Source organism: Pelobium manganitolerans (genome assembly GCF_003609575.1).
Taxonomy (GTDB): Bacteria; Bacteroidota; Bacteroidia; order Sphingobacteriales; family Sphingobacteriaceae; genus Pseudopedobacter; species Pseudopedobacter manganitolerans.
On the sequence record NZ_MBTA01000002.1, the window covers coordinates 17,156 to 30,891 of the forward strand.

At 41.2% G+C, this 13,736-nt stretch carries 9 protein-coding genes and 1 riboswitch; of the genes, 4 read left to right on the forward strand and 5 right to left on the reverse strand.

The genetic code is table 11. From position 1 onward, the window contains the following. Positions 1-66: 66 nt before the first annotated feature. Positions 67-204: riboswitch (cobalamin riboswitch) on the reverse strand. A gap of 847 nt (positions 205-1,051) precedes the next feature. Beyond that, a complete protein-coding gene (locus tag BCY91_RS02305) occupies positions 1,052-2,941 on the forward strand; it encodes a DEAD/DEAH box helicase (RefSeq protein ID WP_120180421.1) in 1,890 nt (629 codons plus the stop codon). Between the two features lie 197 nt (positions 2,942-3,138). Here the strand turns inward: BCY91_RS02305 and metA are convergent, their stop codons facing one another. Together metA and BCY91_RS02315 are read right to left on the reverse strand one after the other, a co-directional pair. Beyond that, complete coding sequence (gene metA / locus BCY91_RS02310) at positions 3,139-4,083, reverse strand: homoserine O-acetyltransferase MetA (RefSeq protein ID WP_120180422.1); 945 nt, start codon at positions 4,081-4,083, stop codon at positions 3,139-3,141. A gap of 102 nt (positions 4,084-4,185) precedes the next feature. Beyond that, positions 4,186-4,608, reverse strand: coding sequence for a DUF1810 domain-containing protein (locus BCY91_RS02315; RefSeq protein WP_120180423.1), 423 nt, complete (start codon positions 4,606-4,608; stop codon positions 4,186-4,188). 205 nt (positions 4,609-4,813) lie between these two features. Here BCY91_RS02315 and BCY91_RS02320 point away from each other — a divergent pair, with 205 nt between their 5' ends. After that, positions 4,814-5,542 carry a (Fe-S)-binding protein gene (locus BCY91_RS02320; RefSeq protein ID WP_120180424.1) on the forward strand — a complete coding sequence of 243 codons (729 nt, stop codon included), beginning with the start codon at positions 4,814-4,816 and terminating at the stop codon, positions 5,540-5,542. On the opposite strand, the gene BCY91_RS02325 is transcribed toward BCY91_RS02320, so the two are convergent. The 3 genes from BCY91_RS02325 to BCY91_RS02335 all read right to left on the reverse strand — a co-directional run bounded on the left by BCY91_RS02325 (position 5,504) and on the right by BCY91_RS02335 (position 11,839). Further along, on the reverse strand, positions 5,504-8,164 hold the full coding sequence (locus tag BCY91_RS02325; protein ID WP_120180425.1) for a CHAT domain-containing protein: 2,661 nt from the start codon (positions 8,162-8,164) through the stop codon (positions 5,504-5,506). The two genes, BCY91_RS02320 and BCY91_RS02325, sit on opposite strands and share 39 nt — an antisense overlap. Before the next feature lie 24 nt (positions 8,165-8,188). Then, positions 8,189-10,195, reverse strand: coding sequence for a DUF7849 domain-containing protein (locus BCY91_RS02330; protein ID WP_120180571.1), 2,007 nt, complete (start codon positions 10,193-10,195; stop codon positions 8,189-8,191). A gap of 234 nt (positions 10,196-10,429) precedes the next feature. Beyond that, positions 10,430-11,839, reverse strand: coding sequence for a glycoside hydrolase family 28 protein (locus tag BCY91_RS02335; protein ID WP_120180426.1), 1,410 nt, complete (start codon positions 11,837-11,839; stop codon positions 10,430-10,432). 227 nt (positions 11,840-12,066) lie between these two features. On the opposite strand from BCY91_RS02335, the gene BCY91_RS02340 reads away from it, so the two are divergent. Together BCY91_RS02340 and BCY91_RS02345 are read left to right on the forward strand one after the other, a co-directional pair. Continuing rightward, positions 12,067-12,621, forward strand: coding sequence for an RNA polymerase sigma-70 factor (locus BCY91_RS02340; protein WP_147387889.1), 555 nt, complete (start codon positions 12,067-12,069; stop codon positions 12,619-12,621). Positions 12,622-12,689: 68 nt separating this feature from the next. Next, complete coding sequence (locus tag BCY91_RS02345; RefSeq protein WP_120180428.1) at positions 12,690-13,718, forward strand: FecR family protein; 1,029 nt, start codon at positions 12,690-12,692, stop codon at positions 13,716-13,718. Positions 13,719-13,736 lie beyond the last annotated feature (18 nt).

The following is a 13,736-nucleotide window of genomic DNA, read 5'->3' on the forward strand; positions in this document are numbered from 1 at the left end:
ATGGCACAAAAAAGAAGGGGGAAAACGGCAAATATTTTTCCGAACCTCGTTTTTTATGCGAAAACAAAATTCATTTGAGACTTGGCAGGTAGCCTGACTTATGGACTTTCTCTGGGTCCACTTACAGTTGCGCAACAGTTCGGGATTTGCACCCGATTCCCCTGTTTTCTGTTTAAAAAAACAGCCTAGCTCAATAACAACAAAATTAAAAAGCAAAAGCAAGAACGGACTAGAAAGCGCCACGAAGTTATGCACAGCTTTTTTTAACAAAAAGCCTGTATAACAGTAAAAATGGCGCGTGTTTTCGCACGCACCCGGCAATGTTGAAATATTCTGCACGAGCTTGCGCAGATTTAAGCTTTTTATTTAAGAAAAAGCAGTTCCCGAAAAATTTGTGGCGACAGTAAAGCTAAGCGTTAAGTAAAATGCTCTGGATACTACGTTTTCAAAAACAAACACAGTTTTTCACGAGGCATCCACTACGGAATTTCCATATCCACTACTAAAATAACAAAGACTTTGTCCAGACTTTAAAAGGACTTGATACGGAGATTATCCGGGTCAAGTCCGGGCGAAGTCCGAGTGAGGTGGGGACAAATTGTAAACAAATAACGCAAGAAAACGTTACCGAAATAAGCCTACCGGCAATTTAAACAGAAACCAATTTTATCCACTTTATAAAATAGCTCTTTGGCAAAAAATTGGGAGATCTTGGCTTTTATAGCACTAGCCTGCGTTAAATAAACCCGGGTGCAGCGGCAGCCCACAGCGCGCTTTTTTTGCGCGCGAGGACTATAGCGGAAAACGGGACTGCCGAAAAAAACAAGCAAAGCAGCACCTTTTCAAAAAAATGTTTTCATTCTGTTTACATCATCAGCAGGATGCCAAAAAGTGACTATACGTGCTTTTTCCGGTGGCTTATGACACAAAAAAGCGACATTTAAAACAACATCCTATTCATAATCAATAAATTAAATTCACTTGCATTTGTAAATTTAAAACCTTACCTTTGCGCCCTATTTAGCAATGTTGCTAAATCTTATTTATTATCATGAACCCATTCAATGAATTGGGGATCCGTCATGATATTGTTAATGCGATAACCGAGTTGGGCTTTGAGAAACCAACTCCGATACAGGAAAGTGCCATTCCGGTTTTGTTATCAGGCAGCAACGATTTTGTCGGATTAGCCCAGACAGGAACCGGAAAGACAGCAGCATTTGGTCTTCCACTTTTAGAACTAATTGACTACAAGAAAAATTTCCCGCAAGCTTTAATTCTTTGTCCAACGCGCGAACTGTGTTTACAGATCAGCAATGACATTAAGAATTTCGCCAAAAACCTACCTAATGCCAGCGTAGTTGCAGTGTATGGCGGTGCCAACATTGTTAACCAATTGCGCGATATTAAGCGCGGGGTGCAAATTGTAGTGGCTACGCCAGGAAGGATGAAAGACATCCTTAACCGTAAAGCGATTGATTTTTCGCAGGTGAACTACGTGGTTTTGGACGAAGCGGACGAGATGTTGAACATGGGTTTCCAGGAAGACATCGACGAAATTTTGTCGACCACACCAGACACCAAGAAAACTTGGCTTTTTTCTGCAACCATGCCTAGAGAGGTACGGGCTATTGCGCAGAACTACATGACAGATCCGAAGGAGCTCACTATGGGCACCAAAAACTCGGGCAACGTAAACATTGACCACGAATACTATGTGGTGAAAGCGCGTGATAAATACGCCGCTTTTAAACGTATTGTAGATTATAACCCTGATATTTTTGGGATTGTATTTTGCCGTACAAAAATTGAAACGCAAGAAATTGCCGAAGCCTTAATTAAAGACGGCTACAACGCTGATGCTTTGCACGGCGATTTATCGCAACAACAGCGCGATAAGGTGATGAAACGCTACCGCGATAGAAGCTTGCAGTTGTTAATTGCAACTGATGTTGCCGCGCGCGGTATTGATGTTAACGAGGTTACCCACGTTATCAACTACTCTTTACCTGATGAGATTGCGAACTACACCCACCGTAGCGGACGTACTGGCCGCGCCGGAAAAACCGGTGTTTCTATCGCCATTATCAACTCCAGGGAGCTGCACAAAATTCGCCAGATTGAAAAAGTAATTGGGAAGCAGTTTACAAAAACTGAAGTTCCTACTGGTTTTGATGTGGTAGAAAAACAACTTTTTGGTTTAATCCATAAAGTGAACGAGGTTGAAGTTAACGACCAGCAAATTGACCAATATTTGCCACGCATTATGGGCGAGTTTGGCGAGATGAGCAAAGAAGAACTGATTAAACGCTTTGTTTCTTTAGAGTTTAACCGCTTTTTAGAATATTACAAAGGCGCCAGAGATTTAAATGCTGACGCAACAGAAGAACGTGGCAGCAGAGACGGCAAACGTAGTGAGCGCGGTGAACGTGGCGACAGAGGAAGAGGTGCAGAAGCTGGCTTTACCCGTTTATTTATTAACCTTGGCGCGGTAGACGATTTTAGTCGTGGCGATTTGCTAGGTTATATTTGCAACAATACCGGTATCAGCGGAAAATCTGTTGGCCGTATTGACATGAAAGGTGTTTTCTCTTTCTTTGAGGTAGAAAGTGATTTGACCAACCAAGTTATTGAGGCTTTTAAACCGATTGACTACCACGGACGCGATGTGCGCATTGAAGTTTCTGGCGATGGCGGAAGCAGCAACGGCGGCGGTGAAAGACGTGGCGGCGGCGGCGAACGCAGAAGAGGTGCTGGCGGATTTGGCGGCGGCGAAAGACGCGGTGGCGAACGCAGAGAGCGTAGCGGTGGCGGTAGCGACCGTGGCGAACGCAGATCAAGAGAACGCAGTGGCGGCAGCGCTTTCCGCGATTTTTCTGGAAAACGCAGAGAAGACCGTAGAGAAGGTGGCAGCGGCCGCAGCCGTAGAAGCGACTGGTAATATTTTTTTAATTTTTTTGCCCCGGAGGAATTTTCTTCGGGGCTTTTTTTTTGCCTTAAGTTTTGCGGAAAGTTGTTTAGGTGGGATAAGGGTGAAAACCTCACAGATTTGTGGTTCTTCATGGTAAAATTTGCCAAAAAAAATCGGTGATGCTTTTTTTTAAGCCTCACCGATTATATCTGTAAAAAAAAGACCTTTTAATTGCTCTCTTTCAAATCGCCCAGCTGCTCCACATCTTTTAAATCAAAAGGCGTTTCTTGGTAAACAAAATAGTTTAGCCAGTTATTAAACAACAGGTTGGCATGGCCGGTCCAGCAAACAAGCGGTCCGTTTTTAGGGTCATCATTTTTATAGTAATTCTGCGGTACTGGCACCTCCAAACCTTTATCAACATCGCGCTGATACTCGTTATGCAAAGTTAAAGGCGAATATTCGGAATGCCCGGTAAGGTAAAACTCGCGCCCGCCACGCGAGGATGCAATAGCAATACCTGCTTCTGGAGAAACCGCTAAGACGTTAATTTCTGGCTTTGTGGCAATATCATCCAAAGAAATGGTGGTGTGCCTGCTGTGCGGAATGTAAAATTCGTCATCAAACCCACGGAATAGTGGATTTCCTTTTTCTTGCACAGCATGTTTAAATACACCGAACAGTTTCTCGTCCATCGGTACTTTTTCTACTCCGTAAAAATGGTATAAAGCAGCTTGAGAAGCCCAACAAATATACAACGTGGAAGTAACGTGCTTACGTGCCCAATCAAAAATTTCTGTCACCTCTTCCCAATAACGCACTTCTTCAAATCGGAGCATTTCCACGGGAGCACCGGTAATAATCATTCCATCATAATAATTGTTTTTAACGGCACTAAAACTTTTGTAAAACATCTCCAGATGTTCTTCTGGGGTGTTTTTTGGCGTGTGCGAATTTAAACGCAGAAACTCCACCTCTACCTGCAAAGGATTGTTAGAAAGCAGTCGTACAAAATCTGTTTCTGTAGTTATTTTGATGGGCATCAGGTTCAGAATCAAAACACGCATTGGGCGGATATCTTGAATATCAGCGCGAAGCTCGGTCATCACAAAAATATTCTCCTTTTTAAGGAGCTCTATTGCTGGAAGGTTGTTCGGAATCTTAACTGGCATCTTCTTGAATTATGCTTAATGATGGCGCAAAAATAAAAAGATTTAGGTGTAAGATTTAAATTAAAATAAGCTGTGACAATCCATAAACAAGAAAAACCGACCTTAAGCCAGCTGGGCTAAAGTTTTTTCATCGGGCTTACCTTTAAAAAACTTATCTAAAATCTGCTCGAAGACATTTGGCTTTGCTTCGTTTACTTTTGCAAATAAGGTCATGCTGGAGTGCAGTTTTAAATCATCCGGGTGACCGAAAATAGTGGTAGCGTTTTCACCAGTGTTTTGCAATAAAGCTTCGGAAATCTCGCGCAAGCGGAAACCCAAAAGCGCATCGGCAAGGTAAGCCCGCGCCTCGGCTAAGCTTTTAATGCTATAAAATTTGGAGGTTTCGCTAAATCCTAACCCTTTAATTTGCGGAAAAACAAACCACATCCAATGGCTGCGTTTTTTGCCTTCTTTAATTTCTCGTAGCGCCTGTTGATAGGTATGTTCTTGCGCTTTTGTAAAACGAGATAATTTATATAAATCCATAGGTAATGCTTTGCTAAACAAGCAACAAGGATATTGCCATTCTTCCACACATTTCAACAATTTAAAATTTGCAACAAGCTTTATGAGTGCATTTTGCGGATTTTGTTTAAAACCGGCGATAAAAGAACAGGTTGGGTGCTTGACACGCTAATAGCTCTAAACAAATATTTTCTTACTTTTGGCTTCGCCAGCACAAGTCTTAAACATGAATGTCGAATTATTTGTACCCTGCTTTGTTGATCAGCTTTACCCAGAAACGGCAAAAAACACCTATAAAATTTTACAGAAAGCAGGTTGCAAAGTAATTTATAACCCCGAGCAAACTTGTTGTGGCCAGCCCGCCTACAACGCAGGTTTTTGGGACGAAGCAAAAACCGTAGGCAGTAAGTTTTTGAACGATTTTTCGGAGCAGAACTACATCGTATCTCCATCTGCATCTTGCACCGGCATGGTTAAAAACTCGTACAACGATTTATTCTTTAACACTGCCATCCATAATAAATGCCGCAACATCCAAAGCCACATTCATGAGCTTTCCGACTTTTTAATTAACGTTTTAAAGAAAGATTACTTTGGTGCCGAGCTTTTAGGTCGTGCCGTGTTCCATGATTCTTGCAGTGGCTTGCGCGAATGTAAAATTAAAGAAGAACCCCGCCGTTTGTTAAACAAGGTTTTGGGCTTAGAACTGGTTGAGATGAAAGACAACGAGGTTTGTTGCGGCTTTGGAGGCACGTTTTCGGTAAAGTTTGATGCAATTTCTACAGCTATGGCCGAGCAAAAAGTGCAAAACGCTTTAGCTACCGGCGCCGAGTTTATCATTTCTACAGACGCATCTTGCCTACTGCAAATCCAGGCTTATATTGACAAAAACAATTTGCCCATAAAAACAATGCATTTAGCGGATGTTTTGGCTACCGGTTGGGGAAATGTGTAAACGTTTCCGATAATAAAGCATTGCCGTAATCCCAATCAAAAACAAAACGCCCAAAACAAGGTAAAGCCACGGAAAAGGCTGGTGCAGCTCTACCTGCAAATTTGCCCCGCTATAAATTAAACTATCCCAATAATAGGGCAACAGCAACATTTGGTTTGTATGCGCTGTTTGCAACCAAGCCAATTTGGTTTGTCGCATTACGCCCTGTGTGCTGCCGTTTTTTTCCAAATTTTGATAATAGCTCAACATCAAATTGGCGCCGGCTTGGTCGTTCACGTTCCACAAGCTTGATATAATGCCTTTTGCGCCTGCGGCCACAAATCCGCGCGAAAAACTGAGCACCCCCTCACCTGCTACATAAGCGCCGTCTGCGGTTTGGCAGGCACTTAAAACCACCAAAGGCGGCACTTTTGCTTTATCCGCCAGTTCTAACAAGTAAAAGCGACTTCTAAACAGTTCCAGTACCGGCTCTTGCTGTTTTAAGGTCAAATAGGCATGACTGCTGATGTGTAAAATATCTGTCTGCTTTAAAGCGCTGGTAAATGCTGAGGTGGTAGCTTGGTGATTTAGATAAAAATCTCCGCTAAACGCATTTTTTAATTTTTGATACTCTGATTTTACCGCTGCAATTTCTTCTTTTGCGGACCCTGTTTCTGATAAAAAGAAAGCGCTTAACTTTTTTAAGGTTTTTTGATAGTCGCCGTTTAAAGAATTTAATGAAAAAGCATAGCTTAAATCTGCCCTGCGAAGCAAGTAAGGCCATTCGGCTACCTTTGCAACTACATTTGCTTCGGTAATTAAGCTCTCGAAAGGTAAAAAATTAAGCATACCATCTTTAACCACTAAAAAATCAGATTGCCTTTGTTGGGGTAACTGCAAAGCTTGATATAAATGATAAGAGGATTTAACAAAGGCCTGCGGATGGTTGGCCATTTCCATAGGTCCCTGATAAAAATAGGTCTTTAAATAATTGAGTACAATGCTGTCCAGCTTCGCTGTTTCGCCCAAAAATTTAATTTCCCGCACCAATTTTTGGTCTGCAACAATTAAATAGCTGTTTTTTGGACCCGAAAAGAAAATTACAGCCTGTTTACCGGCTGGTACTTTTTTTAGCAATGGCAAAACATCATCAGCAACAGAGGGGTTTTTAAAATTCAATTGCTTTTGGATGTTGGACAGCTGGAATTGTACATCGGCAATTTGCTTTTGGAAGTTTTTGCTTTCCTGTTCCTGCGCTTGTTTTTGATAATAAGCCAAAGATTGCTTTAGCTTTTGGTATTGCGCCTGCAGCTTTTGATTCCCAAATTGCGACTGTTGTTGCGCTTGCAATTCATCAAATAAAATTCGGGATTTAGTTTTTTCGGTAAACAGCAATATCAAATTGGCATAATACGGTTTTTTAGTTTTTTGCCATAAAGCAAAGGCTTTGTTGATTAGCTCTTCTGCTAAGGTTTTTGATTCGGCTTGCAACTGTTCTTTTGAGCGTTTATAAGTAAATTCTTCGCGCAGTTTTTCCGATACGTCAAAAGCCAGTATCGATGCCTGTAAAGATTCATCGGCGAAAGCCAAAGCCTCCAGCGCAGTTGCTTTTCCGCTCAAAGCCGCTTGCAGCTTATTTTCGGCAAAAAGCTGCTTTTTATCTGGCAAAGCCGAAAGATTATCCTCCGAAAAAGCTGGCAACAACACCTTTAAAGCTTTATTGTAAAAAGCGATTGCTTGTTTATAGTTTTTTTGTTTGAGGCTTAAGTCGCCCTGTTTGCAATAAATATAGGTTAACTCGCGCTTGCGTTTGCCGGTAAGTTTTTGTTTGATAATCGCCTCTGCGAGCTTATAATAATTGTTTGCCGCACCAAACTGCAATTGATTAAAAGCGATATCGCCGGCCAGCGTGTAAGCACCGCTTAGCCAATAATTTACGGAAGCATTCGGCTTTTGTTGTTGCAGATGCCTTATCGCTAGGCCAATGTTGGTTTGAGCTACCGCGTAGGCTTTCTGTTCGTTTGCGATATCGGCCAAATTAGAAAGCAAAAGGCCGTACACGTCGCTTTTCGGATTTGCAATTTTTAATCCGGCCACAGCCGAACGCTGCGCATTTACAAAATCATTTTTAGAGCGGTACGAAGTTGATAAATTGCCATAAGCGGACGCGGCCAAATCTTTATCTTGGTTTTTCAAGGCCAAGGTGAGGCTCCGCTTTTGAATATAGATAGCTCGCTCGTAATCGCCTAAACGCGTATAATTGTTAGATAAAGGTTTTAAAATATACTCTTCAACATCTACGTTGATCCTGTGTTTTTGGAAATAGGCATAGGCATCTTCATAGGCCTTAATAGATGCTAAAATATCGCCGCTTTGGAGCTGGTAATAACCTTGATTAAGCAATAAAAATAGCCAGGCTTCTTTTTCTTGGGCACTTTTCGGCTTCCGCCAGATTTGCCCATTGGTTTGCATCAGAAAGTATAAACGTTTGTTAGGTTCTTCCAAAGCATAATTTACGCGGTTATCAATCCATTTGGCTAAACTGTCTTTAGCTTTTAAAGCATTCTGCTTTTCCTCAAATACATTTTGAGCAAAACCCTGCGCAAAGCATAAACAAAATAAAACCGTAAGTATCCGTAACAAAGCTGATTATTTAGCCTAAAATAGCTAAAATTTCCAGCTTAGATAGCTAAAAAAGCGGCCGTCGTTATAGTTTAAAGATTGGATGTAACGCAAACCTAAAGCAGGCCCTTTGCGCACCAAGCCCAACTGTAAATCTACAAAACCAGCTGTGTTTACAGATGCGAAGCTTTTTGTAAGCGATGAAACCTGTCTTTCATCTACAAATGTTTGCTCGGTCCCTGTTGCTTGCCTACCCGAAATGGTTGAAAACTGCTGAATCTTGCGCTTTTCGTTAATAGAAAGCGAGAATATCCCGCCTACACCAAGGCCCACAAAACTATTGATGTTATAACGCAACTGTAAAGGAACTACATCTAGGTTTAAACGTGTGGTTTGTGCATAGTAAGATCTGCCCGTAATTAAGTAGCCATCGCGGTTATTTATAACGGTATCGCGCATTTTAAAGTTTTGCGCTTCTCCTAAAAACTCGTTTGATGCGTTATAATATCCCAGATAAAGCTCGGCTTGGAGATACTTACGGTAAGGCGAATAGGGCGAAACGCTAAAACCCAATGAGTAATTTTTGTTGCCATAATTGTTCAGTGTTTTTTTTGTGCCTAAAAAGCCATATCCGCTAATGATACCTGGAGAAATACCCGGCTTAAACTTCCCGCGCGAGCGGTTGGTGTAGATAGGTTCGTTTTTATCAAAGACGATGGCGGCACCGCTCTCAAAAGGCAACTTTTTGGGTTTCTTCTTAAACTTAATGCTGTATTCTACAAAACCTTTGGTAGAATCGGCATCGTTAACGCCTTCCTGCTGGGTACCGGGCAAGTAAATATTGCGGAACACAAAATGCACGCTGTCTTTATTGCTGAGCGTGTCTAACACCGAACCATGGATGTAAGCCGAATCGCGCAACACAACTTCGGGCTTACTGCCTATAATTTTGATGGTAGATTTATCTAAAACATCGGGAATGCGCACGCCAACATTCACGGTTTTTGCGGGACCTTTCCCCGTGTTTTGAAAACGGACTTTATAGGTTAAACGGCGATTCTTACCTACGAAGCGATAATTCATGCTGCGGTTGCGCAACATCATTTTGTTGGGATCATGCGAGGCCACAATCTGCAATTCCAAATCAAACACGTTTACATCGGCAAGCGGATCATCAGGAATCATCATCGCAGAAAGTGTAACCACGGCGTTGGTATCTGCCAACATTTCTGGAGTTGTTTTGATACTGAAAAATATAAAACGTTCTTCGCCCTGCGCAAGGTTTTGATAGCTGTAAGCCTCTATATCGCGGTATTTAGCCAGCCGTTCTTTGAGGAGTTCGGCCTTGTTTTTTAAATCGGCCGTAAGGCTAAAAAAATTTGAAGGCCCATTGCTGGCGTAATAATTTAGACGCTGCATGTTTAGCGAGGCCAGCTGCAGGAATTTGTTCTGATCTGTTTTTGTTTCGCCGTGATAGCGCCTTACGGTATCAATCACAAAATTGTTTTTGGCAAATTCTTTATCGTTATAAAAAAGCAATAAAGCGCCTTTACCGGCTAAACTGCCCATCGCCAAGTCGTTTTTGTAACCTAAAATCAGCACCATCTCCTCTTCTGGCTTCGGCATGGCGTTGGTTTTCATGACCAAAAGCTCATCGGCTTTAAAGAAATTGTTAGTGGCTAACTTAGTGCTATTGGCTTTTTGTTTAATTTGGATAGAACCCGGGCGTCGCGGAGGTGGCTTTCCGTCATCGTAATTATTGGTAGCATAAACTATTGGGTGGTAAATACCTGTATCGGCGTAGATATGTGCTGGCGATGGTTGAAAAGAAAAATTACCGTCGCCAAATTCCCATAAATAAGTGTAAAAAGGCGCTGGCGCACCGGCAATTGCACGCAAGGGGCGCAGTTCGGCGCTATACTTTACCGTGTCGCCCCGCATCTGATATTTTATCTTCGCCGGCACCGTATCTGCCGGTAAAACCTGTGTTTGCGCTTTGGCAAAACAGAACGCTGTACAAAAAGTTACTACCGAACAAATTCTTTTAAGCATATCTAAATTTATAAAATTGTACAAATGCCACAAAAAGAAATAAAGCGGAAGATGCTTTTGTTACCGGGGTTAAAAATTAAAAAGGGAAAATTAAAAATTGAAAAACACAGTATTGGCTTTAATGCGAGATGAGAAACTCAAAAAGGGAAAATTAAAAATTAAAAAACGTGCAAACCGTTTAAACAAAAAAGCCTGCGGCTTTCCGCAGGCTATATTTTAAAAAGTGGAAAGCAGTTATTTGCTGTTTACCGCCTCCACCTCTTTGCCGTTGATAACTACGTTTTTAAAAACCATGTCTTTGGTATAATCTACCTTTACAGGGATTTCTACACCGTCTATTTTACAGTTAATGAGTTTTAAATTTTCTACCGGCGATTGCTCATAAGCATTTACCAAAACTCCGTATTTACCGCCTTTTTTGACGTTCATGTTCTCTACCACAACATTCCGGATGGTAGGCATAAAGTCTCCGGCTTCTTCATAAAACATGTTACAACGTACCGCGGCTTCTTTATAAGTACCTACTTCAATATTGCGCATATAAATATCTTCGATAACGCCACCACGCAAAGAACTGGTTTTGATCCGCAATACACGGTCCAGCTCTGGGCTGTCCATTCTTAGGTTTTGCGCAAAAATATTTTTTGCACCGCCAGAGATTTCGCTTCCAATCACCACACCGCCGTGCCCGTCTTTCATCTCGCAGCTTTCTATGATATGGTTTTCTGCCGGGCGGCCAATTTCTCTGCCATCTTCATTACGGCCCGATTTTATCGCTATACAATCGTCACCGGTGTCGAAATAACAATCTTGAATTAATACGTTTTTACACGATTCTGGGTCGCAACCGTCGTTGTTTGGGCCGTGTGTTACAATTTTAACTTTAGATACGGTAACATTCTCGCAAAGCACCGGGTTTAGATTCCACATGGGGGCGTTAATGATTTTGACATCGGCAATTAGCACGTTTTTACACAAATAAGGCTGTACAAAGGCCGGACGTAAATAATGTCCTTTTCCGTAAATACGCTTACGCGGATCCACACGGTTTTTATTTTGCTCTTTCAACAATTGGTTGTCCGCACGCTGATCTTTCATACCTTGCTTCCAACCGTACTCGGCTTTTGCCTTCCATGGCCACCAATATTCGTTGCTGGCGTTGCCATCTAAAACTCCATTTCCTGTGATGGCTATGTTTTCCTGCTCGTAAGCATAAATTAATGGCGAGTAGTTCATTAACTCCATGCCCTCCCAACGGGTAAATACCACAGGTAAAAAATCATCGGGGTTGCGGCTAAATTTTATTTTAGCACCGTCTTCCAGATGCAAATTGACGTTGCTTTTCAAATGGATTGCGCCGGTTAAAAAAGTTCCTTTAGGCACAATCACGCGTCCGCCCCCGCTTTCGTTACAAGCTTTAATGGCCTTGGCAAATGCCTGAGTAACCAGTTGCGTGCTATCATCGCCCGCACCGTAATTGCGGATGTTGAAATCTTGTTTTTTAAATGTTGGCGCTACAATCAATTTCCGTATTGAATCGGCCCGCAACCAAGGATCATTTTGCGCATTTACGTTCTTCTTTTGTGCGCACGACGTCAAAATCAATGACGTACCTAGCGCTAAACCCAGCAAAAGTTTGTTCATGTTGTCTGTTTTATGGTGTTTTATAATACGGTTTGACCGACCAAAATAGGAATTAAAACGGAGGCCTTAAGTAATAATTTCGTTTTAGAGCCTTGCATTTTTGTAACGTGTTAATATTTTATAAAATTAAGGTAGGATTGTATAAAAGCTTTTGGTGCAAAATAAGTAATTTAGCTACACAACCAAATTGAACATACAAGTTGTACAAGCTTGGCACATTCAAATTTATGGCCGTATTTGACAAAAAGGAAAACGCTTGCTTTGAAAGCTTATTTAAAAGCTACTATGCCAAGCTTATTTTTTTTGCCAATAAATATGTTAACGATTTTGAAGTTGCCGAGGAACTGGTATCTGAGGTTTATGCTAATATATGGGAGAAAAAAGACTACCATCGCATCAGCTCTTTAAAACCTTCTTTCCTTTATACATCGGTCAAAAATGCGTCTATAAGCTGGTTAAGGCATCAAAAAATAAAAAGCGAATACGTTGAATATTTACAGCGCCACCATATGGTAGAGCCTGTTTTAGACGAAGATGCTTTAGAGGAAAAAGATTTAGAACAATTTGTAAATAAAGCCATTAGTCAACTACCACCACGTTGCCAAGCTGTTTTTAAAGCAAGCAGGTTTGATAAGCGTATGAATAAAGAAATTGCCGCAGAACTCAATATTTCTGTTAAAACTGTAGAACGGCAAATCAGCATTGCTATTAGCCGGTTGCGTTTACAACTTTCCAACATCTTATCCTGGCTTATTTTGGTACTCCCTTTTTTTAAAGCCTAAAAATCAACAATATTTTTTTTTAAACGTTTTGAGGGTTTTTACTTTCTGACGCGTTATCATTTAATACCATGGATAAAAAAACGCGGAAGCTGCTATTAGCTTACATCTCCAAGACTGCAAACCAGGCAGAAATTGCCCAGGCAAAAGCATGGATTGCGCAATCTGCCGCTAATGAGCTTGCGTATATACATTTGTACCAAGCTTTTCATCATAAATTATCTCAGCAACACCGCATTATTGACGAAGATGCCGCGTTTTATCGTTTTGCAAGCGAAAGAAAATCATCAAAAAATCGCTTTATAAAACCTGCGTTGCAATTAGCTGCAAGTTTGACACTGTTTTTTGCCATCGGTTTATATTTTTATCAGAACAGCAACCGTACAAAACCCGAGACTGCGTACGTACAATTGCAGACCGCAAAGGGGCAGAAAAATAAGATGGCTTTGCCCGACGGTACTTTGGTGTACTTAAATGCGGGTTCTACGTTAAAATATGACACCAGCTTTAATAGCACTAACAGGACCGTTTATTTAGAAGGTGAAGCTTATTTTGACATTGCGAAAAGCACAAAAGACCTTCCTTTTATTGTAGATGCAGAAGGTTATGTGGTAAGAGATATCGGAACGGTATTCCGCGTTAAATCATTCAAAAACGAGAAAAAAGAGTTCGCGGTTTTAAGTGGAGCCATATCTGTTGAAAATGCCACTTTAAAGCTGAAAAAAGTGATGCTCAAGAAAAACGAGTCTTTAAAGATTGATGCCGTCTCTAAACCGAAAGCTGTAAAATCACAAGAAAAAGAACTGAGGATAGAACGTCATCCTTTAGAAGAAATACCGGTAGAAAACGCTTATGAGGAATGGCTTAGCGGAACTTTAAGTTTTGACAACACCAATTTTATTGAGCTTAGTAAACGTCTTGAGCGGGAGTTCAACGTGGAAATTGTGGCAGACCCTGTTTTAAATACCTACACCTATTCTGGCGCTTTTAAAAAGATGCATAACGTATACGAGGTTTTAAACATCATCAAACAAACTACGCCTATAAATATTGTTACCAACAGAAAGATTATTCACATTAAAAAATCAACCGATTATTAAATTTAAAATCAGTGTAAG